The following is a 19,837-nucleotide window of genomic DNA, read 5'->3' on the forward strand; positions in this document are numbered from 1 at the left end:
GTGAAAATGGTGATGAAAATGCTGTCTATCGTTGTAAAGATTTTACGAACGAAATCTGTCCTTTCTTTGCATAATCATTGTTACAATGAATACTACAAAGACAAGTTCTTTTAAAAGGAAGGTGAAAAAATGAGGAAATATGGAATATGGCTTGTTCTATTTGTATGTGTTGCCTTTCTAGTTGGTTATAGTGTTACGACTGTTTTAGGAAAAGAGGAAGTGGAAGTCGATCGGAAAGAAGTATTTACAACGATACAAAAAGGCTATGAAACACAGTTTTCAATTCGTGGGAAGCATTTGCCTATGAATAAGATGATAGAGACGTTATCACCGTATTTTACAGATAATTTCCTTCAAGTATTTACAGATGAAAATAGCAGAAGTGATAAACAAAGTGGTGAATATTTACTTCCGGCAAAAGAAGCACCGTTTTCTTTTAATTCAGAAACGAAAATGTCGTATGATGAAGAACATAAAAATTTATATGTATATGAGCGGACAAAAAGTGGACAGTATCAAATTGTAACATTGAAAAGGGATCAAGATAAATGGAAATTAGCAGGATATCATGAAAGTCAGGAACTTTTAACTGAAATAAAAAGGTTGCAACAATTATAAAGTGAAATTTTTAATCAGTGAGAGGGATTACTCTTCCATCTAACTTCTTTGCTGTAGCTAAATTTGGGGTGGGAGTTTTACTACCTACAAATAGCGGGATAAGAATAGGAATAGGTATTTACCTATTCCTATTCTATATTGAGTAGTTGTTGTAACTTTTCAATTTGAAACCCTGCAACTACTTCGCCATCAATTACGACTGTTGGAGTTGAATAAGAATCATAGTCGTATAAAAGACGATTGCGAGCAGCAGCGTCTTTTTTTACGTCAAATTCTTCATATGCAACGTTATTATGCTTCAAAAATTCTTTCACAATAACACATGGCGGACAATCGGGTTGTGTATAAACCTCAATTTTTTTCATTGTTATTCCTCCTTTTTTCTGTTTTTTATTATATTCTTCCAGTATAAAAACCGCAATAAAGAAGGGGAAATATGTTCTTTCTGTTTTTTCCTTCGCATTTCGACAAATTTTTAGTTGAGTTTCTGGCCAATAACCTTTATCCTAGAGTGTGGAACATTTTTTCTGTTATGACGGATAGAATGAGTATAGCTGTAAAACCTATTGGTAGGAAGATTAGAGAAAGGAGAGATTTCATGTCTCTACTCCAAGGAATTTTAACTCGACTTGTTAGTCTACAAGAACAAGCTGAAAGCGGTGAAGTAGCACAACGCTATTTTGAAGTGAACGGTGAGCGCAAATGTAGCGTGAAATTTTTCGATAAAAGTGAAATGTATGAGTTAGAAGTGTATCAACAAGGTGAAAAACCTCAAGTGTATCAATTCGATAATATCGACATGGTTGCAATTGAGATTTACGATATCATTTCTTGATACATATAAAAAAGGTACTGCCATGTGGCAGTACCTTTTTTAGTTCTATTACTTTCTAGCGGAATGTATAGAAGTTTTTTATTTTTCCTACAATGGTATTAAAATGAAATTTTAATCCGTGCAAGTTTGCTTATCCATGTGGAAAATTAGTCCCGTCAACTGGGTGAATATGTGAAGCTAAACTTCTCACAATCGCTGGGTTCTGCAAATAGCCGGGAGAAATATAACTAGGAGGTTATCGTATGGAACGTTTACCAGTTGTGATTTGTCCTAATTGTCAAAGTTCTGCTGAGATTATTCATGTATTAACGGCTCAATCTAATCAAAATGTAATTTATACGTGCCAAGTTTGTCACTTTGTAATTCGAAATATTGAAACGAATAAAGGATAGGAAGTTATAATTTTAATTTTTGTCCCATACAATGAGAATACGAAAAGTCTGTCTAATTGAAAGGACGTGACTCTGTGGACGGTGCACATAAATTTTACAATGTTTCAGAGAGACATTTAAATTTTGATACGGTCTTTAACCGTATTTGTAGTTTCATTGAAAAGGATCCGCGAAATTTATATCGATTATCCATTGGGACAGACTCGCAAGCGCATCAAAAGGATACGAGGTTTATTACAGCAATCCATATTCATCGTGTTGGAAAAGGTGCCTGGGGCTGTTTACACCACAGATCAGTAAAAGATAAGCTGGCAACCTTACGTGAGAAAATATATTTAGAAACGCAGTTTAGTCAAGAAATCGCATGTCTATTTACGCCTACTCATATACAAACAATATGGGAGTTATTGCATCCTTATGCTCAAGATGGGGCTGGATTCATAATGGAAATTCATTTAGACATTGGGAATGATGGTTTAACAAAAGAATTTATTTTAGATATGACAGAAAAAATTCGAGCAATGGGATTAACTGCAAAAATTAAGCCGGATGCTTATGCGGCGTTTAGCTATGCAAATCGATATACGAAATGATTTTTTTGTATGTGTACGATTGCTACATATCTTTTAATAAAAACTGAATATTACATCTATTAAATAGGTTGAATTTTTTATATAATAAGAGTAACGATGCGAGTGTAAGGAGAGGGGTATATGCAAAGGGAAGTTGTTTTAACAAAGGAAGAAGAAAGTTTATTACTAGATATTTTATTTCAGCAAAATTATGCAAGTGAAATTTTAGCTGTGGAACTTACAGATATTGAGAATGGTTTGAAACAGACAGATGTGATGCAATATAAAAAAATCACAAGGTTATTTTACAGATTAAAAAATAAAGGGTATTAAGCGCTACCGGAATGGTAGTCTTTTTTTTGTGCTGTATGCTAAAATAGCTGTGTGATTGTATTTTTATTGAAATAAATTTAGGACAAAATAATAATATGAAAACGCTGTCATAAAATGTGAATAGAGTTGTGAACATAAGCAGGAAAAAAGGAAAATGGGGGATGTAATATGATTAGTATTCCGAAAGACGAATTTCAACAAATTCTTGTGAAGGATTTAATGATTTCATCGGAAAAAGTAGCTCATGTCCAAATTGGAAATAGTTTAGAACATGCTTTACTCGTTCTTGTGAAATCTGGATATTCGGCGATACCTGTCTTAGATCCAATGTATAAACTACATGGTTTGATTAGTACTGCCATGATATTAGATGGTATGTTAGGATTAGAGCGTATTGAGTTTGAAAGACTCGATGATATGAAAGTAGAGCAGGTGATGAAGGAAGATATACCTGTTCTTAAATTAGACGATTCATTTGCAAAAGCTTTAGAAATGACAATTGATCATCCTTTTATTTGCGCTGTTAATGAAGAAGGCTATTTTGAGGGGATTTTAACACGTCGGGCTATTTTAAAATTGTTGAATAAGAAAGTAAGGCAATATAATCGATAACGTGAGAAAAGTGACTTCATAGAAACGAAGAAGTCACTTTTTTTCGTGCATATCACTTGTGTATGTATTATATTTAAAAAGACATAAAACATAAGGAAAGTTTGCGCTGGACAATTGTATTTTCTGAATGAAAGCATTCGGCTAAATTAAGGATGAAAAGCTTATTAAAATAAGGTGTATGGAAGCTAAGGAAAGAGGGAGAAAGTTGCAAATTGATGATTTTCAAATGATGGTTGTGTTAGCTCAGGAATCAAATATGAGAAAAGCGGCGGAACGTTTATTTGTTTCCCAACCTGCGCTGAGTCAACGATTACAATCTATGGAGAAACAATGGGGAATGAAGTTTTTTATTCGCTCACAAAAAGGATTGACAATTACACCTGAAGGGGAAAAAGTAGCAAATTATGCTAAAGAAATGTTGCAAAGGGAAGAAGATATAAAAAGTGAGCTAGCTGTTTTTAGAACGGAAACTCATGGAACGTTAAAAATAGCTGTTGCGTCAGTTATTGGTCAATATTGGCTCCCTCCTGTTTTGAAAAAGTTTGTGCATAAATATCCTTCTGTAAAGATATCGCTGTTTACTGGATGGAGTAGTGAAGTGCAAAAGCAGTTTTATGAAGGAGACGTTCATGTTGCTATACTGAGGGGCACACAAGAATATAAAGGTCAGAAACAACAATTATTTGAAGATGAACTGTATTTAGTTGATAAAGAAATAAAAGATATTTCGATGTTAAAAGAAACAAATAGGCCGTTCATTCAATTTAAAAGTGACTCTACTTATTATGGACAAATACAAAATTGGTGGTATGGTTTATTTTCTAATCCGCCTAAGCGAACAATTGTAGTTGACCAAATTGAAACATGTAAACAACTTGTTTTAAATGGTATAGGTTATGCCCTTTTACCTTCTACTGTTTTAAAGGAAGTACAGGAAAATATGTATAAAACACCTGTTCAACTGACGAGAGAAACATGGTTGTTAACAAGTGACTCGGCAAGGCAGTTGAAGCAAGTGCAAGCATTTTTAGAAATTATAGAAGAAATTCAAAGGGAAAAATAAGATTATTATCTTGCTACTCGCTCTTTCGTTTGGTAGAGTAACATTATAAATGGATTTAGGAGGCAACAAGAATGAAAATGATGGATGCTAACGAAATTATTTCGTTTATTCAAAAAAGTGAAAAGAAAACTCCTGTAAAGGTATACATAAAAGGGGATTTAAAAGAAGTAACATTCCCTGAAACAGTACAAGCATTTGTGAATAAAAAATCAGGTGTATTATTCGGAGAATGGTCTGAAATTAAGACAATTCTTGATGAGAATAATAAGCACATCGTTGACTACGTTGTAGAAAACGATCGTCGTAATTCTGCAATCCCAATGCTTGATTTAAAAGGTATTAAAGCTCGCATCGAGCCAGGTGCTATTATTCGTGACCATGTTGAAATTGGTGACAACGCTGTAATTATGATGAATGCAACAATTAACATTGGTGCTGTAATTGGTGAAGGTTCTATGATCGACATGAATGCAGTACTTGGTGGACGTGCAACAGTCGGTAAAAACTGTCACGTAGGTGCAGGTGCTGTACTTGCAGGTGTTATTGAGCCACCTTCTGCAAAACCAGTTATCGTTGAAGATGATGTAGTAATCGGTGCAAACGTAGTTGTTTTAGAGGGTGTTACAGTAGGTAAAGGTGCAGTTGTAGCAGCGGGAGCTGTTGTAACAGAAGATGTGCCTCCATACACAGTTGTTGCAGGTACTCCAGCACGTGTAATTAAAGAAATTGATGAGAAGACAAAAGCAAAAACAGAAATTAAACAAGAGCTTCGTCAATTAAACCCAGAGAAATAAAAAGTAAAAAAAGCGTAAGAGCGTAAAAGGGCTCTTACGCTTTTTATAGATAGAGGTGCAAAAATGACAGTAAGCAAATTTGTCCAAATTCGTAGAGATCTACATAGAATTCCAGAAATCGGATTTAAGGAATGGAAAACACAACAGTATATTTTAGATTATATAGGAACACTTTCTCATGAATTTGTGGAAGTGAAGACATGGAAAACGGGTGTAATCGTTAAAGTAAATGGAAAAAATCCCGAAAAAATAATAGGTTATCGTGCAGATATAGACGGTTTACCAATTACAGAGGAAACTGGATACGAGTTTGCTTCTATTCATGAGGGGATGATGCATGCATGTGGCCATGATGTACATACAACAATCGGTTTAGGCCTTCTAACGAAAGTTGTGAGCGAAAGAATAGATGATGACCTTGTATTTCTATTCCAGCCAGCAGAAGAAGGACCAGGCGGTGCTCTTCCTATGTTAGAAAGTGAAGAGTTAAAAGAATGGAAACCAAATATAATTCTTGGTCTTCATATTGCACCAGAATACGCTGTAGGTACAATTGCAACGAAAGAAGGACTGTTATTTGCCAATACTTCAGAATTATATATTGATTTAAAAGGGAAAGGTGGCCATGCTGCCTATCCGCATACTGCAAATGACATGATTGTTGCAGCGAGTCACCTTGTTACACAGCTTCAATCCGTTATTAGTCGCAATGTAAATCCTCTTGATAGTGCAGTAATTACAATCGGGAAAATTACAGGTGGTACGGTCCAAAATATTATTGCAGAAAAATCTCGTTTAGAAGGAACGATTCGAACATTATCAGTGGAATCAATGAAGCGTGTGAAAAGCAGAATTGAGGCAATTGTTGCAGGTATCGAAGCTTCTTTCCAGTGTGAGTCGATTATAGATTACGGAGCAATGTATCATCAAGTATATAACCATGAAGAGTTAACGAGAGAGTTTATGCAATTTGTACATAAACAAACTGATATGAATGTTATTACATGTACTGAGGCAATGACAGGTGAAGATTTTGGTTATATGCTTCGAGAAATCCCTGGATTTATGTTTTGGCTTGGAGTAAATTCAGAATATGGTTTACATCATGCAAAATTAAAACCAGACGAAGAAGTGATTGAAAAGGCAATTACATTTTTAAGCCAATATGTAAAGTGGAAAGGGAATAGAAAATAAAACTTCCGCTTTCTTGAAGGTTCCAAAAAACTTTTTGTTCTGAGGTGTAAGTAACGCTCGTATAGATTGATTTTAGACATTTACATACAAATGGAAGAATTAAAGTTAATTGTACTGTTTTAATAATGAGCAGGGGGTTTAGCCACTGCTCATTATTAATTATTTGACTAACTTATATATATTTACTTTTAGTATGAAAAGTGTGTAAAATCAATGTGAAACATAGAAAAAAGGGTGGGGAATTACGTGCAAATTAGCAGTGCGATTTTATGTTTCGTCTTATATGCGTATGTTATTATTGCGGCGGTTTATTTTGGGATAAGTTTTTATGCCTATCGTCTAGTAGATAATAATGAATATGACGAAACATACAAATGGGTGAAGAGATATTTATCACCTGTACTAGAAATTATGAATGGGTTTGTGCTCTTTTTATTTATTGGATTAATTGCTTTCTCAACGAGTTTAGTAGGGAATAAAACTACGTTATTTGTATTGGGTATCATTATTTTTATGTTGTTAGGAATAAGGATTGGTAATACGGTCTTTTGGAATGAAAGAAAAGTAGATGGTTGGACGGGAATGTTAATTCCGTGCATGTTAGCTGCAATCGTGACAAATATAGAGCATGAATATTATCAATTACATTTTTGGCTTATTATCGTTTTAACAATTCTTTCTGTTTTGTATATAAGCACAGTAGTACTAACATATATTGCACATGAAAAAGGAGATGTTAAAGGTACTCGTTTCTTTAGAGGACGGGCATTATTTTGGAGTGTGCCGACGATGGCAGTTATCGCGCTTATTGCGATATTAGTAAATGGATATCAATTTTCTAATTGGCAACTATTTTTAGAAAATTGGTGGATCTTTATCTTTTCGTTTATTGCTTTTTTAGGTGCAACGCATTATTTATTCCATCAACATCATTACATATGGGCGTTGTTATTTGCATTCACACAGCTTCTATTTGCCTTTTTTGGTCAAGAAACATTATTATTCGTTTTTGAAACATTTAGTTCTTTTGGAAATATATTTGTATTTGCTATGCTACTTGTTGGTATCGCTTTTTACTTGCAACAATATTTTTATATACAAAAACAAAAATAAGAGCTAATTACAGTTTTTGTGACGCATATAAAGTGTGTTACACTGAAAATAAATAGTACTTGAAGTTATTGGAGGAATTCTTGTGGGTGAGAAAGAAAAAGAATTTGCTGTCATTGGACTTGGTCGCTTTGGTGGAAGTATTTGCCGAGAACTAGCTCAATTAGGTATGGAAGTAATGGCAATCGATTCAGATGAGGATAAAATTAATGAATTTGCAAATATAGCTTCGCATGCTGTAATTGCAGATTCAACAGATGAGATGGTATTAAAAAGCCTTGGTATTCGAAATTTTGATCACGTAGTCGTTGCTATTGGAGATAATTTAAATTCAAGTATTTTAACGACTTTGATTTTGAAAGAGTTGGGTGTAAAAAATATTACTGTAAAAGCTCAAAATGATTATCATGAAAAAGTGTTAAGTAAAATAGGTGCAGATCATATTGTGCATCCAGAACGTGATATGGGAAAAAGGATTGCTAATAATATTGCATCAAGCAATGTGCTAGACTACCTTGAGCTTTCAGATGAGCATAGTATTGTAGAGATTATTGCGAATAAAAAAATTGATGGGCACTCTTTAATTGAATTAGATATTCGTGCGAAGTTTGGATTGAATATTGTAGCAATTAAACGAGGCAAAGAAGTTATCGTATCCCCTCGAGCTACGGAGAATATTCAAGCAGGAGATATATTAATTGTCATTGGTCATGACGATGAAGTGGATCGATTTAAACACTTTTTAAGATAAGAGAAAAGGACAATGCCTTCATGGCATTGTCCTTTTTCTTATATTTCCATAATGATTGGTAAAATCATTGGACGACGTTTCGTTTTTTCATATAGGAATGGGGCTAATGTGTCTGTAATTTCATTTTTAATTTCAGACCATTGTGTTGTTTTACGCTCCATTACTTTTTCTAAATGAGTTGTAATTAATGTTTGTGCATCATTGATTAAATCGCTGCTTTCACGCATGTAAACGAAACCGCGTGAGATGATATCAGGTCCTGCTGCAACTTTAAATTCTTTCATATCAATGCTTACAACTACAATTACAAGTCCTTCTTCAGAAAGGATACGACGATCGCGTAATACGATATTGCCAATATCTCCAATACCGTTTCCATCAATGTAGACCGAACCAGATGGGATTTTTCCAGCTACGCTAGCTTCATCCGAACGTAAAGCAAGAACATCGCCATTATCCATAATGAAGCAATTTTCTTCAGGGATGCCACAATCATTTGCTATGTTCATGTGCATACGCTGCATACGATATTCACCATGAATTGGCATGAAGTACTTCGGTTTAATTAGACGTAACATTAACTTTTGTTCTTCTTGTCCACCGTGTCCACTTGTATGGATATTTGAAAGTTTCCCGTGAATTACATCAGCGCCAGCGCGGTACAACATGTTAATTGTACGACTTACGCTAATTGTATTTCCTGGAATTGGTGAAGAAGAGAAAACAACTGTATCTCCAGGAATAATTTGAATTTGGCGGTGTGTACCGTTTGCAATACGTGAAAGTGCTGCCATCGGTTCACCTTGACTACCTGTACATAAAATAACAACTTTATTAGCTGGTAATCGGTTTAGTTGAGATGCATCTATGAATGTATCTTTCGGGCAACGAATATAACCAAGGTTTTGTCCGATTTCAATCGCTGCTTCCATACTTCGACCAAACACAGCTACTTTACGGTTGTTTTCAACAGCAGCTTCAACAACTTGTTGTAAGCGGTGGATATTTGATGCAAAGGTTGCGAATATAATCCGTCCTTCTACTTTACGGAAAATGTCTTGAATGCTATCACCAACGCGACGCTCAGACATAGTAAAGTTTGGAACTTCACTGTTCGTACTATCAGATAATAGACATAGTACGCCATCTTTACCGATTTCAGCCATTTTTGTTAAATCAGCTGGTTCACCAACTGGTGTGAAGTCAAATTTGAAGTCACCTGTATGAACAACTTGACCTTGAGGTGTTTTCACAACAACGCCGTACGAATCTGGAATACTGTGAGTTGTACGGAAGAAGGATACAGACGTTTTTTTGAATTTAATAACGTCATCTTCTTGAATCTCGTAAAGTTTTGCTTTACGAAGTAAGCCGTGTTCTTCTAATTTGTTTTTGATGAGTGCAATTGCTAATTTTCCGCCGTAAATCGGAATGTTCACTTGACGTAATAGGTAAGGGATTCCGCCGATATGATCTTCGTGACCATGTGTAATGAATAACCCTTTAATTTTATCTTCGTTTCGCACAAAATAAGTGTAGTCTGGTATTACATAATCGATTCCGAGAAGTTCGTCCTCTGGAAACTTAATTCCAGCATCAATTATAATAATTTCATCTTGAAATTGAACAGCGTATGTATTTTTACCGATTTCACCAAGCCCACCGAGAGCAAATACAGCAACTTGGTCGTTTTTTAGAAATTTCATATCGCTATACGATTTCCGCTAATGTTAAATCAGCGTTTTCTTTTTCATATTCAAGATGAGCGCCAGTAACAGACTGAACAAACTCGATATTATATGCGAACTTATTTAATTTTGTACGAACATCCTTTTCAGACGTAGCCTCTAAATATAAAACTTTTGTATTTTCACGTACTGGAACCTCAGTTAATTTTTCTTGATAAAATACTTTAAAAATCATTTGGAAAACCTCTCCTTGTCTATGTTTTGCATTATCTGTTACTTATTATAAAGCAAACAGTCATGATTTTCATGTTTTTTCGAATGAGAATGAAGAAAAAGCCCGAAATGGGCACAATTTAAGCGATTGTCTTTTTACGGACTAGACCGTTTAAATAACGCTTGAGCTTTTTCTTCAGCTTCTTCAGCATGATTACTCCTTCCTTTCCTTATTTTAAACATGCCTATTACTAGTGAAAACTCTATCTCTGATATAAGAGATAGGACAAAAGTGAATGGTGAATCTTGTCCTTTCCCATACAGTGAAAGTTATTCTATAGTAACGATTAGTAGCCGTTAGTTATAGGTATAGTATGAGGAAGAATGGAAAAGAAAATTCATCCGAACAAGTATCCACATGTTTTACTAATATATATATGCAAAGTTTTTAAATAAGGTCAGAAAGGGAACGCTTTCTTCACAGATGTTTAATATGTTATACTTTTTTTTAGAATTTGAAAAGTGATATTCAAAATAGGAATATAGAGTGCCAGAAAGGATTTTGACAAATGAATGATAAAATTGTCTTTTTTGATATTGATGGAACATTATTAGATCATGATAAAAAAATTCCGCAATCTACACGAGATGCAGTAAAACAGTTACAAGAAAAAGGTGTACATGTAGCAATTGCGACAGGCCGCGCGCCATTTATGTTCGAAGATATTCGTAAGGAACTTGATATACATAATTATGTTAGTTTTAATGGGCAATATGTTGTCTTTGAAGATGAGGTAATATTTAATAATCCGTTACATCCAGATGCTTTACATAGGTTTACTCAGTTTGCAAAACAAGAAGGATATCCACTTGTATATCTTGACCATCAAGATATGAGAGCATCAGTGGAATATCATGATTATGTGAAAGAAGGCTTTGGAAGCTTAAACTTTGAGCATCCAACATATGAGCCTAATTTTTATGAGGAACGTAATATTTATCAAACACTACTTTTTTGTGAAGTAAATGAAGAGGAAAAGTTTATTAATCATTATCCAGATTTTCATTTTATTCGTTGGCATGCATATTCAATGGATATCATTCCGAATGGTGGTTCTAAGGCAAAAGGAATTGAGAAATACATTGAAAAGTTAGGTTTTAATCGTGACCAAGTGTATGCATTTGGAGATGGCTTAAATGATTTAGAAATGATCGAAGCCGTTGGCACAGGTATTGTGATGGGAAATGGCCATGAAGACTTGAAAAAACTTGCAAATCATGTGACAAAGGATGTTAATGAAGACGGTATATATCATGGACTAAAGTGGGCTGGATTGTTATAAGTGAATATGGAACCCATTTCATAATAAAGAGGCGGAAGATTAACTTCCGCCTCTTTATTATTATCGCTCTAGAGGTTTGGAATCATCAGGAGCGGCAAAAGGATTTTCTTTATTGATATGGTCATAGAACATAACGCCATTTAAATGGTCAATCTCGTGCTGGAATACGATTGCTGGTAAACCTTTTAAACGTAATTTTACTTCTTCTCCGTTAATAGAAGTTGCTTTTACTGTAATTCTTGTATAACGAGGAACATAACCAGGTACTTCGCGGTCTACAGATAGACAGCCTTCACCACCCTGTAAATATGTACGTTCAACAGAATGGCTAATGATTTTTGGATTGAATAATGCATGGCTATATAATGTACCATCCGCATCGGTTACATGAACTGCAATCATTTTTTTTGAAACACCGATTTGCGGAGCCGCTAATCCGATTCCAGGGCGTAAACTATATTTTTCAGCCATTTCAGGATCTTGGCTATTTATTACGAATTCAATCATTTCTTTTAAGGTAGTTGTATCTTCTTCGCTTGCCGGTAATGACACCTCTTCTGCAACGTTGCGCAAAATAGGATCTCCTTCGCGAATAACATCTTTCATTGTAAGCATATGTAATCTCTCCTTTCCTCTTTAGTCTACCAAAGGAGATGGAAAAAGTCATCGGCAAGAAAGGGAAGGCATTTTGGAAATCGTTCTATTATAGAGTAGGTTATGTATGTGATAAACAGAAAAAGACGGCAAAGCCGTCTTTTTCTTTCCATAGTTGTTTCGTTTTACATTAGCGAATGCAAGCAGCACCAACGATAATTAAAAGAATAAACAACACAACGATTAAGGCGAAGCCGCGTCCAGACCCGCCACAAGAACCGCCATAACCGTAGGAAGGATATGAACAAGTTGGATAGCAATATGAGTATCCGTACATGAGATGACCTCCTTTATTATTTCCCGCTAATACTGCGGTTACTATAATGTATGGAAGAGAGGGTAGAAATGTATAGGTATTTACCTAAAAAAGGAAGAGTAGTTTGTATATTTTTGTTACGAAGAGAGAAAAACTAAAGAGAATTAAATCGTTTACATATTATTCTAAGAGAAAAAATAAGTGAAAAAGGGAATAATATAACAGTAGGTCAATGCTTACTAATACAGATGTAAAAAATAAAAACACGTTTGTGTAGTAGAAACCTGCATATTATTTATAAAAAAACGTATTCAAAGTAATTGACATCGTAATTAGAATAGTTGTAAACTAAAAAACGTGATCAAGATTGTATTAATATGTTTCTGAAAAAACATTAGTACAGATTGTTAGGTACACAAAATTATTCTCAACCGACATATAAACATGTTGGTTTACATCGTTGCGCTTTTTAAACTGGAAAATAGCCAGTGAAAGCGTTTCAGAATATGGTTCAAGAGAGGAAGAGGTGAACGGAATGGGTACTAAAACAAAAAAGACCCTATTTAATGTTGATGAGCAAATGAAAGCTATCGCAGCTCAATTTGAAACATTACAAATTTTAAATGAAAACGGTGAAGTTGTGAATGAAGCAGCTATGCCTGAATTATCTGATGACCAATTAAAAGAATTAATGCGTCGTATGGTGTATACTCGCGTATTAGATCAACGTTCTATTTCTTTAAACCGTCAAGGACGTTTAGGTTTCTACGCACCTACAGCTGGACAAGAAGCTTCTCAATTAGCAAGTCATTTCGCACTTGAAGCAGAAGACTTCATCTTACCAGGATACCGTGATGTACCACAATTAGTATGGCACGGATTACCATTATACCAAGCATTCTTATTCTCTCGTGGACACTTCATGGGTAACCAAATGCCTGAGAATGTAAATGCATTAGCTCCACAGATCATTATCGGTGCGCAAATCATCCAAACTGCTGGTGTTGCGTTAGGTATGAAACTACGTGGTAAAAAATCTGTTGCAATTACTTACACTGGTGACGGTGGTGCTTCACAAGGTGACTTCTACGAAGGTATGAACTTTGCAGGTGCATTCAAAGCTCCAGCAATCTTCGTTGTTCAAAACAACCGTTATGCAATCTCTACTCCAGTAGAAAAGCAATCTGCAGCTAAAACTGTAGCACAAAAAGCAGTAGCAGCAGGTATTTACGGAATTCAAGTAGACGGTATGGATCCATTAGCTGTATACGCAGCAACTGCTTTCGCTCGTGAGCGCGCAGTAAATGGCGAAGGCCCTACTTTAATCGAGACTTTAACATTCCGTTACGGTCCACATACAATGGCTGGTGATGACCCAACTCGTTACCGTACAAAAGATATCGAAAACGAATGGGAACAAAAAGACCCAATCGTACGCTTCCGTAAGTTCTTAGAAGCTAAAGGACTATGGTCTCAAGAAGTTGAAGAGACAGTAATCGAAGAAGCAAAAGAAGATATCAAACAAGCAATTGCTAAGGCTGACCAAGCTCCAAAACAAAAAGTAACTGATTTAATGGAAATCATGTACGAAAAAATGCCTTACAACTTAGCTGAACAATATGAAATCTACAAAGAAAAGGAGTCGAAGTAAGCCATGGCTCAAATGACAATGATTCAAGCAATCACTGATGCTTTACGCGTTGAAATGAAAAATGACCCTAACGTACTTGTATTTGGTGAAGACGTTGGTGTAAACGGCGGTGTATTCCGTGCTACTGAAGGTTTACAAGCTGAATTTGGTGAAGATCGTGTAATGGATACTCCACTTGCAGAGTCTGGTATTGGTGGACTTGCAGTTGGTCTTGCACTTGAAGGATTCCGTCCAGTTCCAGAAATCCAATTCTTCGGTTTCGTTTATGAAGTAATGGATTCAATTTCTGGTCAATTAGCTCGTATGCGTTACCGTTCTGGTGGACGTTGGACTGCTCCAGTAACAGTTCGTTCTCCATTCGGTGGTGGTGTTCATACTCCTGAACTACATGCTGATAGCTTAGAAGGATTAGTGGCTCAACAACCTGGTCTAAAAGTTGTTATTCCATCTACTCCATACGATGCTAAAGGTCTTTTAATCTCTGCGATTCGTGACAACGATCCAGTTATCTACTTAGAGCATATGAAATTGTACCGTTCATTCCGTCAAGAGGTACCAGAAGGTGATTACACAATTGATTTAGGTAAAGCTGATATCAAACGTGAAGGTACAGATGTATCAGTTATCGCTTACGGTGCTATGGTTCACGCTGCATTAAAAGCTGCTGAAGAACTTGAAAAAGAAGGTATCTCTTTAGAGGTTGTTGACTTACGTACAGTTCAACCATTAGATATCGAAACAATCATCGCTTCTGTTGAAAAAACAGGTCGCGTAGTTGTAGTTCAAGAAGCTCAAAAACAAGCTGGTATTGCAGCTAACGTTGTAGCGGAAATTAACGACCGTGCAATCTTAAACTTAGAAGCTCCAGTTGTACGTGTTGCAGCTGCTGATACAGTATTCCCATTCTCTCAAGCAGAGAGCGTATGGTTACCAAACCACAAAGATATTGTTGAAGCTGTAAACAAAGTAATGAACTTCTAATTTTTAGCTTTTCATGTGCAAAAGAAATCAGCACATGCTGGTTTCTTTTGTACATATTCCATAATAATGAAATGAATCAGGGGGCTGAATTCCGTGGCATTTGAATTTAAACTACCAGATATCGGTGAAGGTATCCACGAAGGTGAAATCGTAAAATGGTTTATTAAACCAGGCGATGAAGTAAACGAAGACGATGTACTTCTTGAAGTACAAAATGATAAAGCAGTAGTAGAAATCCCTTCTCCTGTTAAAGGTAAAGTACTTGAAGTACTTGTAGAAGAAGGAACAGTTGCAATCGTAGGAGATACATTAATTAAATTTGATGCTCCTGGATACGAAAACCTTAAATTTAAAGGTGACGATCATGATGAAGCTCCAAAAGCTGAAGAAGCAGCAGTAGAAGCTCCAGCAGCGGAAGCTACTCCAGCAGCAACTGCAGAAGTAGTAAATGAGCGCGTAATCGCTATGCCATCTGTTCGTAAATACGCTCGTGAAAAGGGTGTAGACATTCATAAAGTAGCTGGTACTGGTAAGAATGGCCGTATCGTAAAAGCTGACATCGATGCATTTGCAAATGGTGGACAAACTGTAGCAGCAACTGAGGCTCCAGCAGCAGTAGAAGCTACTCCAGCAGCAGCGAAAGAAGAAGCACCAAAAGCACAACCAATCCCAGCTGGTGAATATCCAGAAACTCGTGAGAAAATGAGTGGTATCCGTAAAGCGATTGCGAAAGCAATGGTTAACTCTAAACACACAGCTCCTCACGTAACATTAATGGACGAAGTAGATGTAACAGAACTTGTTGCTCACCGTAAGAAGTTCAAAGCAGTAGCAGCTGACAAAGGTATTAAATTAACTTACCTTCCGTACGTTGTTAAAGCTTTAACATCTGCATTACGTGAATACCCAATGTTAAACACTTCTTTAGACGATGCATCTCAAGAAGTAGTTCATAAACATTACTTCAACATCGGTATCGCAGCTGATACAGACAAAGGTCTATTAGTACCAGTTGTTAAAGATACAGATCGTAAGTCTATCTTCACAATCTCTAACGAGATCAATGATCTTGCTGGTAAAGCACGTGAAGGTCGTCTAGCTCCAGCTGAAATGAAAGGTGCTTCTTGCACAATTACAAACATTGGTTCTGCAGGTGGACAATGGTTCACTCCAGTTATCAACCACCCAGAAGTAGCAATCCTTGGTATCGGCCGTATCGCTGAAAAACCAGTTGTGAAAAACGGTGAGATCGTTGCAGCTCCAGTATTAGCATTATCTCTAAGCTTTGACCATCGTTTAATTGACGGTGCAACTGCTCAAAAAGCGTTAAACCAAATTAAACGTCTATTGAATGACCCACAATTATTAGTAATGGAGGCGTAATAACAATGGTAGTAGGAGATTTCCCAATTGAATTAGATACAGTCGTTGTTGGTGCAGGTCCTGGTGGATACGTTGCGGCAATTCGTGCAGCACAATTAGGTCAAAAGGTAGCAATCATTGAAAAAGCTAACCTTGGTGGCGTATGCTTAAACGTTGGATGTATTCCTTCAAAAGCGTTAATCAATGCAGGTCATCGTTATGAGAATGCAATGCATTCTGATGACATGGGTATTACTGCAGAAAACGTAAAAGTTGACTTTACAAAAGTTCAAGAATGGAAAAACGGCGTAGTTAAGAAATTAACTGGCGGTGTTGAAGGCCTTCTTAAAGGTAACAAAGTTGAAATCATTCGCGGTGAAGCTTACTTCGTAGATGCTAATACATTACGCGTTATGACTGAAGATGCAGCTCAAACTTATACGTTTAAAAATGCTGTTCTTGCAACTGGTTCTACACCAATCGAAATTCCAGGATTCAAATACTCTAAACGTGTTATCAACTCTACAGGTGCTTTAAGCTTACCTGAAATTCCTAAAAAACTTGTTGTAATCGGCGGCGGTTACATCGGTATGGAATTAGGTACTGCATATGCTAACTTCGGTACAGAAGTTACTGTAGTAGAAGCTGGCGACGAAATCTTAGCTGGTTTCGAAAAAGCTATGAGCTCTGTTGTTAAACGTGCTCTACAGAAAAAAGGTAACGTAAATATCCATACAAAAGCTATGGCTAAAGGCGTTGAAGAAACAGAAACTGGCGTAAAAGTTAGCTTTGAAGTTAAAGGTGAAATCCAAACTGTAGAAGCAGATTACGTATTAGTAACTGTAGGTCGTCGTCCAAACACTCAAGAGATCGGTCTTGAGCAAGTTGGAGTTAAAATGACTGACCGCGGCATCATCGAAATCGATGAGCAATGTCGTACAAATGTACCAAACATCTATGCAATCGGTGATATCGTTCCTGGACCACCATTAGCTCACAAAGCTTCTTACGAAGGTAAAGTAGCTGTAGAAGCAATTAGTGGCCATGCATCAGCTATCGATTACATCGGAATTCCTGCAGTATGCTTCACTGATCCAGAACTAGCATCTGTTGGTTACACTAAAAAACAAGCTGAAGAAGCTGGAATGACTGTAACTGTATCTAAGTTCCCATTCGCTGCTAACGGTCGTGCATTATCATTAAACAGCACTGACGGTTTCCTACAACTTGTAACACGTAAAGAAGATGGTCTTCTTGTAGGTGCTCAAGTTGCAGGTGCAGGTGCTTCTGATATTATTTCTGAGATTGGTTTAGCTATCGAAGCTGGAATGACAGCTGAAGATATCGCTCAAACAATCCATGCTCACCCAACATTAGGTGAAATCACAATGGAAGCAGCTGAAGTTGCTCTTGGAATGCCAATTCACATTGTAAAATAATTTAAGTAATGTAAATAGCCCTTCTCTTATTGTAAGAGAGGGGCTATTTTTATTTTCATCAAATGACTTGCAAGGTCTTTAAACGTACTTGTCGAATGAATATATAATACTTTAACAAATGATTCAGGCTTAACTTACTTCAAAGGTAATATATATCATCCTATAATATGTAATTGATTCAAACTTAACCCCATATATTAATAAAATAGAGCATGTCAAAGGAGAAGGTTCCATGAAAATATTACATGTTATATTTTATCATTTACTACTATGGAGTGGCTTTTCCACTGTATTAACATTATCGAATGGTGATAAGTTTCATTATAAAGTTATTCTTTTTTTCGTATTTCTATATTTAGCCTATGTAATAGCATATTTTGTATTGCACGTAAGAAAGCAAGCTTTATTTCTTACATGTTCGAATTGTATATTATTTTTAATCATATTATCTATTTTTTAAATTAGCGTTTATAAAAATACATTGTTCTTCCATTAAATAATTGTAACTCTCCTTCTAATTTCTTCGCTAAAAAACGGCAAAATTCATTTGCTTTCCCTTTGTCACCAAATGTTGCATTAGGTGGTAAAGAAACTTGGATGAAAGATTGTTCATTTTCTATACCAACACCAATATAAATTGAGTCATACCGGTCGTGAGTGGATTGAAGTTTTAATGTTGTTGTAGATGTATCTAAAATTTCATAAGGAAAAGCGGTATTTGTATACGTGTAATTAATTTGGGCACCAGTTTTAGAAGTAACTGTTTTATAATAATGAAAAAGTTGTTTTATATCATCTATTGAAACTGATTGTTGGTTGGATTTCGGTACAAGCGTAATAAAGGCGTGTTGCATATAAGTTCCCCCTAGCTTAGTAGAATACTATCATTCTACATCCTACTGAATTTTTTGACAATTAAAAGGAGTATGACATGTTTTGTTTAATATACTATTAATGAAACGTGATGTAGAAAGGTGGAAACCAATGTTTGAAAAATTGTATGATGAGCATGAAAGTGTGAAGGTACGATTTTTAGGGTTTATGACACATGATACACGTTATGATTTTGGTGTTATTTATACAAATATGTTTTTTGGAAAGCCGCTCATTGTTTGTATGCAAACAGGAAGGTCTACTTTACTCGGACGAGATGATGTAGAGAATGTTCAATATATACAGGAGATTTTTAAATTAGGATCAGAAGAGGAAGCAAAGGAGTTAGCTCAGTTTTTCAAATTTCTAGTTCCGTCAACTTCTTTACATGCGGAATATGAAGAATAATTATTTTGAAACAGTCGTACTTATAAATATGGCTGTTTTTTATTTGAATATCGCATACTAATTTAAATTAAAAATATTTAATGTGTTATACTGAAAACCTATTGACGTAAAAAGTATAACATATTAAAATAAAGACAGAAAGTTAAGCGGTTACAAAAAGTTTTTGGGATTATAAACTTAGGGGGAAATGAAAAATGGGAACAATCGTATGTCAAGATTGTGAAGGTACAATTGCACACTTCGAAGATGAGAAAGTAACGGTACTTTACGGGAAATGTGGATCTTGCGGATGTGATCACACAGAGCATACAAAAGCCCAATAATTGATAGGAAATGGACAGCTAAAAGTTTTTAGGACCATAAACTCAGGGGGAAATGAAAATGGGAACAATCGTATGCCAAGTATGTGAAGGAACAATTGGACATTTTGAAGATGAGAAAACGACGGTACTTTACGGAAAATGTGGAACAAATTGTGACTGTGCTAGAAAAGATAATGCGAAAGCTTAATGATAAATAAATAGATTACTATTAAAACTCAGGGGGAAATGAAAATGGGAACAATCGTATGCCAAGTATGTGAAGGAACAATTGGACATTTTGAAGATGAAAAATCAACAGTACTATACGGGAAATGTGGATCTCATTGCGAATGTGACCATAAAGAACATACAAAAGCTTAATAATAAGAAAAA

General features: G+C 35.7%; 27 protein-coding genes. 21 read left to right on the forward strand and 6 right to left on the reverse strand.

Going from position 1 to position 19,837, the window contains the following annotated elements:
- Window positions 1–129 precede the first annotated feature (129 nt).
- On the forward strand, window positions 130–618 hold the full coding sequence (locus tag ACTFRY_RS04530) for a DUF3993 domain-containing protein (protein ID WP_001233804.1): 489 nt from the start codon (window positions 130–132) through the stop codon (window positions 616–618).
- 128 nt (window positions 619–746) lie between these two features.
- Here ACTFRY_RS04530 and ACTFRY_RS04535 read toward each other — a convergent pair whose 3' ends face one another.
- Window positions 747–983, reverse strand: a complete 237-nt coding sequence (locus ACTFRY_RS04535; RefSeq protein WP_000717875.1) for a glutaredoxin family protein — start codon at window positions 981–983, stop codon at window positions 747–749.
- A 233-nt stretch (window positions 984–1,216) separates the two neighbouring features.
- On the opposite strand from ACTFRY_RS04535, the gene ACTFRY_RS04540 reads away from it, so the two are divergent.
- The 10 genes from ACTFRY_RS04540 (at window position 1,217) to ACTFRY_RS04585 (ending at window position 8,274) form a co-directional block, all read left to right on the forward strand.
- Entirely contained in the window at window positions 1,217–1,453 is a 237-nt protein-coding gene (locus ACTFRY_RS04540; protein WP_000055151.1) for a YkuJ family protein, read from the forward strand.
- Between the two features lie 242 nt (window positions 1,454–1,695).
- On the forward strand, window positions 1,696–1,845 hold the full coding sequence (locus ACTFRY_RS04545; RefSeq protein WP_000440540.1) for a hypothetical protein: 150 nt from the start codon (window positions 1,696–1,698) through the stop codon (window positions 1,843–1,845).
- A 74-nt stretch (window positions 1,846–1,919) separates the two neighbouring features.
- On the forward strand, window positions 1,920–2,438 hold the full coding sequence (locus tag ACTFRY_RS04550) for a ribonuclease H-like YkuK family protein (RefSeq protein WP_044795977.1): 519 nt from the start codon (window positions 1,920–1,922) through the stop codon (window positions 2,436–2,438).
- A 120-nt stretch (window positions 2,439–2,558) separates the two neighbouring features.
- Entirely contained in the window at window positions 2,559–2,750 is a 192-nt protein-coding gene (gene abbA, locus ACTFRY_RS04555) for an antirepressor AbbA (protein WP_001188692.1), read from the forward strand.
- A gap of 168 nt (window positions 2,751–2,918) precedes the next feature.
- Window positions 2,919–3,362, forward strand: coding sequence for a cyclic-di-AMP-binding protein CbpB (gene cbpB / locus ACTFRY_RS04560; RefSeq protein WP_000623580.1), 444 nt, complete (start codon window positions 2,919–2,921; stop codon window positions 3,360–3,362).
- Window positions 3,363–3,540: 178 nt separating this feature from the next.
- The gene (locus ACTFRY_RS04565; RefSeq protein WP_001987174.1) at window positions 3,541–4,425 is read left to right on the forward strand and encodes a LysR family transcriptional regulator; all 885 of its coding nucleotides are present in this window, start codon (window positions 3,541–3,543) and stop codon (window positions 4,423–4,425) included.
- Window positions 4,426–4,496: 71 nt separating this feature from the next.
- Window positions 4,497–5,219, forward strand: a complete 723-nt coding sequence (gene dapD, locus ACTFRY_RS04570; RefSeq protein ID WP_000783241.1) for a 2,3,4,5-tetrahydropyridine-2,6-dicarboxylate N-acetyltransferase — start codon at window positions 4,497–4,499, stop codon at window positions 5,217–5,219.
- Between the two features lie 63 nt (window positions 5,220–5,282).
- On the forward strand, window positions 5,283–6,413 hold the full coding sequence (locus tag ACTFRY_RS04575; protein ID WP_000218675.1) for an N-acetyldiaminopimelate deacetylase: 1,131 nt from the start codon (window positions 5,283–5,285) through the stop codon (window positions 6,411–6,413).
- A gap of 246 nt (window positions 6,414–6,659) precedes the next feature.
- Window positions 6,660–7,526, forward strand: coding sequence for a cytochrome c oxidase assembly protein (locus ACTFRY_RS04580; RefSeq protein ID WP_001167321.1), 867 nt, complete (start codon window positions 6,660–6,662; stop codon window positions 7,524–7,526).
- 82 nt (window positions 7,527–7,608) lie between these two features.
- The gene (locus ACTFRY_RS04585) at window positions 7,609–8,274 is read left to right on the forward strand and encodes a potassium channel family protein (protein ID WP_000504032.1); all 666 of its coding nucleotides are present in this window, start codon (window positions 7,609–7,611) and stop codon (window positions 8,272–8,274) included.
- 38 nt (window positions 8,275–8,312) lie between these two features.
- Here ACTFRY_RS04585 and rnjA read toward each other — a convergent pair whose 3' ends face one another.
- Both rnjA and ACTFRY_RS04595 read right to left on the reverse strand, forming a co-directional pair.
- Window positions 8,313–9,980, reverse strand: coding sequence for a ribonuclease J1 (gene rnjA / locus ACTFRY_RS04590; protein ID WP_000670377.1), 1,668 nt, complete (start codon window positions 9,978–9,980; stop codon window positions 8,313–8,315).
- 4 nt (window positions 9,981–9,984) lie between these two features.
- A complete protein-coding gene (locus ACTFRY_RS04595; RefSeq protein WP_000576435.1) occupies window positions 9,985–10,197 on the reverse strand; it encodes a DNA-dependent RNA polymerase subunit epsilon in 213 nt (70 codons plus the stop codon).
- 547 nt (window positions 10,198–10,744) lie between these two features.
- Here ACTFRY_RS04595 and ACTFRY_RS04600 point away from each other — a divergent pair.
- Window positions 10,745–11,518, forward strand: coding sequence for a Cof-type HAD-IIB family hydrolase (locus ACTFRY_RS04600; RefSeq protein ID WP_044795980.1), 774 nt, complete (start codon window positions 10,745–10,747; stop codon window positions 11,516–11,518).
- Between the two features lie 60 nt (window positions 11,519–11,578).
- Here the strand turns inward: ACTFRY_RS04600 and def are convergent, their stop codons facing one another.
- Both def and ACTFRY_RS04610 read right to left on the reverse strand, forming a co-directional pair.
- Window positions 11,579–12,133, reverse strand: a complete 555-nt coding sequence (gene def / locus ACTFRY_RS04605; RefSeq protein ID WP_000957048.1) for a peptide deformylase — start codon at window positions 12,131–12,133, stop codon at window positions 11,579–11,581.
- Window positions 12,134–12,302: 169 nt separating this feature from the next.
- Entirely contained in the window at window positions 12,303–12,449 is a 147-nt protein-coding gene (locus ACTFRY_RS04610) for a YjcZ family sporulation protein (protein WP_000274562.1), read from the reverse strand.
- A 514-nt stretch (window positions 12,450–12,963) separates the two neighbouring features.
- Here ACTFRY_RS04610 and pdhA point away from each other — a divergent pair.
- The 5 genes from pdhA (at window position 12,964) to ACTFRY_RS04635 (ending at window position 18,321) form a co-directional block, all read left to right on the forward strand.
- Window positions 12,964–14,079, forward strand: coding sequence for a pyruvate dehydrogenase E1 component subunit alpha (pdhA, locus tag ACTFRY_RS04615; protein ID WP_000536895.1), 1,116 nt, complete (start codon window positions 12,964–12,966; stop codon window positions 14,077–14,079).
- Between the two features lie 3 nt (window positions 14,080–14,082).
- Entirely contained in the window at window positions 14,083–15,060 is a 978-nt protein-coding gene (gene pdhB / locus ACTFRY_RS04620; RefSeq protein WP_000068168.1) for a pyruvate dehydrogenase complex E1 component subunit beta, read from the forward strand.
- 93 nt (window positions 15,061–15,153) lie between these two features.
- Window positions 15,154–16,443 (forward strand): pyruvate dehydrogenase complex dihydrolipoyllysine-residue acetyltransferase, encoded by a 1,290-nt coding sequence (gene pdhC / locus ACTFRY_RS04625; RefSeq protein ID WP_000863419.1) that lies wholly within the window; start codon window positions 15,154–15,156, stop codon window positions 16,441–16,443.
- Between the two features lie 5 nt (window positions 16,444–16,448).
- Window positions 16,449–17,861 (forward strand): dihydrolipoyl dehydrogenase, encoded by a 1,413-nt coding sequence (gene lpdA, locus ACTFRY_RS04630; protein ID WP_000260104.1) that lies wholly within the window; start codon window positions 16,449–16,451, stop codon window positions 17,859–17,861.
- A gap of 232 nt (window positions 17,862–18,093) precedes the next feature.
- Entirely contained in the window at window positions 18,094–18,321 is a 228-nt protein-coding gene (locus ACTFRY_RS04635; protein WP_000697469.1) for a hypothetical protein, read from the forward strand.
- 1 nt (window position 18,322) lies between these two features.
- Here ACTFRY_RS04635 and ACTFRY_RS04640 read toward each other — a convergent pair whose 3' ends face one another.
- Window positions 18,323–18,715 (reverse strand): DUF1885 family protein, encoded by a 393-nt coding sequence (locus ACTFRY_RS04640; protein WP_001163302.1) that lies wholly within the window; start codon window positions 18,713–18,715, stop codon window positions 18,323–18,325.
- A 130-nt stretch (window positions 18,716–18,845) separates the two neighbouring features.
- Here ACTFRY_RS04640 and ACTFRY_RS04645 point away from each other — a divergent pair, with 130 nt between their 5' ends.
- From ACTFRY_RS04645 to ACTFRY_RS04660, 4 genes are all read left to right on the forward strand, one after another.
- A complete protein-coding gene (locus ACTFRY_RS04645) occupies window positions 18,846–19,142 on the forward strand; it encodes a DUF3055 domain-containing protein (RefSeq protein ID WP_000462038.1) in 297 nt (98 codons plus the stop codon).
- A 194-nt stretch (window positions 19,143–19,336) separates the two neighbouring features.
- Window positions 19,337–19,465, forward strand: a complete 129-nt coding sequence (locus ACTFRY_RS04650) for a GapA-binding peptide SR1P (protein ID WP_000536778.1) — start codon at window positions 19,337–19,339, stop codon at window positions 19,463–19,465.
- Window positions 19,466–19,523: 58 nt separating this feature from the next.
- Window positions 19,524–19,652 carry a GapA-binding peptide SR1P gene (locus ACTFRY_RS04655; protein ID WP_000536803.1) on the forward strand — a complete coding sequence of 43 codons (129 nt, stop codon included), beginning with the start codon at window positions 19,524–19,526 and terminating at the stop codon, window positions 19,650–19,652.
- A 44-nt stretch (window positions 19,653–19,696) separates the two neighbouring features.
- Complete coding sequence (locus ACTFRY_RS04660; protein WP_000536796.1) at window positions 19,697–19,825, forward strand: GapA-binding peptide SR1P; 129 nt, start codon at window positions 19,697–19,699, stop codon at window positions 19,823–19,825.
- The last annotated feature ends 12 nt before the right edge of the window (window positions 19,826–19,837 follow it).

The organism is Bacillus cereus group sp. MYBK195-1, assembly GCF_051916605.1.
GTDB classification, from domain to species: Bacteria; Bacillota; Bacilli; order Bacillales; family Bacillaceae_G; genus Bacillus_A; species Bacillus_A cereus.

Excerpts from the sequence above, each read along its gene's own strand:
- ACTFRY_RS04530 (WP_001233804.1), top strand. The coding sequence starts at position 130 with ATGAGGAAATATGGAATATGGCTTGTTCTATTTGTATGTGTTGCCTTT.
- ACTFRY_RS04535 (WP_000717875.1), bottom strand. The coding sequence starts at position 983 with ATGAAAAAAATTGAGGTTTATACACAACCCGATTGTCCGCCATGTGTT.
- ACTFRY_RS04540 (WP_000055151.1), top strand. The coding sequence starts at position 1,217 with ATGTCTCTACTCCAAGGAATTTTAACTCGACTTGTTAGTCTACAAGAA.
- ACTFRY_RS04545 (WP_000440540.1), top strand. The coding sequence starts at position 1,696 with ATGGAACGTTTACCAGTTGTGATTTGTCCTAATTGTCAAAGTTCTGCT.
- abbA (WP_001188692.1), top strand. The coding sequence starts at position 2,559 with ATGCAAAGGGAAGTTGTTTTAACAAAGGAAGAAGAAAGTTTATTACTA.
- cbpB (WP_000623580.1), top strand. The coding sequence starts at position 2,919 with ATGATTAGTATTCCGAAAGACGAATTTCAACAAATTCTTGTGAAGGAT.
- ACTFRY_RS04565 (WP_001987174.1), top strand. The coding sequence starts at position 3,541 with ATGGAAGCTAAGGAAAGAGGGAGAAAGTTGCAAATTGATGATTTTCAA.
- dapD (WP_000783241.1), top strand. The coding sequence starts at position 4,497 with ATGAAAATGATGGATGCTAACGAAATTATTTCGTTTATTCAAAAAAGT.
- ACTFRY_RS04575 (WP_000218675.1), top strand. The coding sequence starts at position 5,283 with ATGACAGTAAGCAAATTTGTCCAAATTCGTAGAGATCTACATAGAATT.
- rnjA (WP_000670377.1), bottom strand. The coding sequence starts at position 9,980 with ATGAAATTTCTAAAAAACGACCAAGTTGCTGTATTTGCTCTCGGTGGG.
- ACTFRY_RS04595 (WP_000576435.1), bottom strand. The coding sequence starts at position 10,197 with ATGATTTTTAAAGTATTTTATCAAGAAAAATTAACTGAGGTTCCAGTA.
- ACTFRY_RS04600 (WP_044795980.1), top strand. The coding sequence starts at position 10,745 with ATGAATGATAAAATTGTCTTTTTTGATATTGATGGAACATTATTAGAT.
- def (WP_000957048.1), bottom strand. The coding sequence starts at position 12,133 with ATGCTTACAATGAAAGATGTTATTCGCGAAGGAGATCCTATTTTGCGC.
- ACTFRY_RS04610 (WP_000274562.1), bottom strand. The coding sequence starts at position 12,449 with ATGTACGGATACTCATATTGCTATCCAACTTGTTCATATCCTTCCTAC.
- pdhA (WP_000536895.1), top strand. The coding sequence starts at position 12,964 with ATGGGTACTAAAACAAAAAAGACCCTATTTAATGTTGATGAGCAAATG.
- pdhB (WP_000068168.1), top strand. The coding sequence starts at position 14,083 with ATGGCTCAAATGACAATGATTCAAGCAATCACTGATGCTTTACGCGTT.
- lpdA (WP_000260104.1), top strand. The coding sequence starts at position 16,449 with ATGGTAGTAGGAGATTTCCCAATTGAATTAGATACAGTCGTTGTTGGT.
- ACTFRY_RS04635 (WP_000697469.1), top strand. The coding sequence starts at position 18,094 with ATGAAAATATTACATGTTATATTTTATCATTTACTACTATGGAGTGGC.
- ACTFRY_RS04640 (WP_001163302.1), bottom strand. The coding sequence starts at position 18,715 with ATGCAACACGCCTTTATTACGCTTGTACCGAAATCCAACCAACAATCA.
- ACTFRY_RS04645 (WP_000462038.1), top strand. The coding sequence starts at position 18,846 with ATGTTTGAAAAATTGTATGATGAGCATGAAAGTGTGAAGGTACGATTT.
- ACTFRY_RS04650 (WP_000536778.1), top strand. The coding sequence starts at position 19,337 with ATGGGAACAATCGTATGTCAAGATTGTGAAGGTACAATTGCACACTTC.
- ACTFRY_RS04655 (WP_000536803.1), top strand. The coding sequence starts at position 19,524 with ATGGGAACAATCGTATGCCAAGTATGTGAAGGAACAATTGGACATTTT.
- ACTFRY_RS04660 (WP_000536796.1), top strand. The coding sequence starts at position 19,697 with ATGGGAACAATCGTATGCCAAGTATGTGAAGGAACAATTGGACATTTT.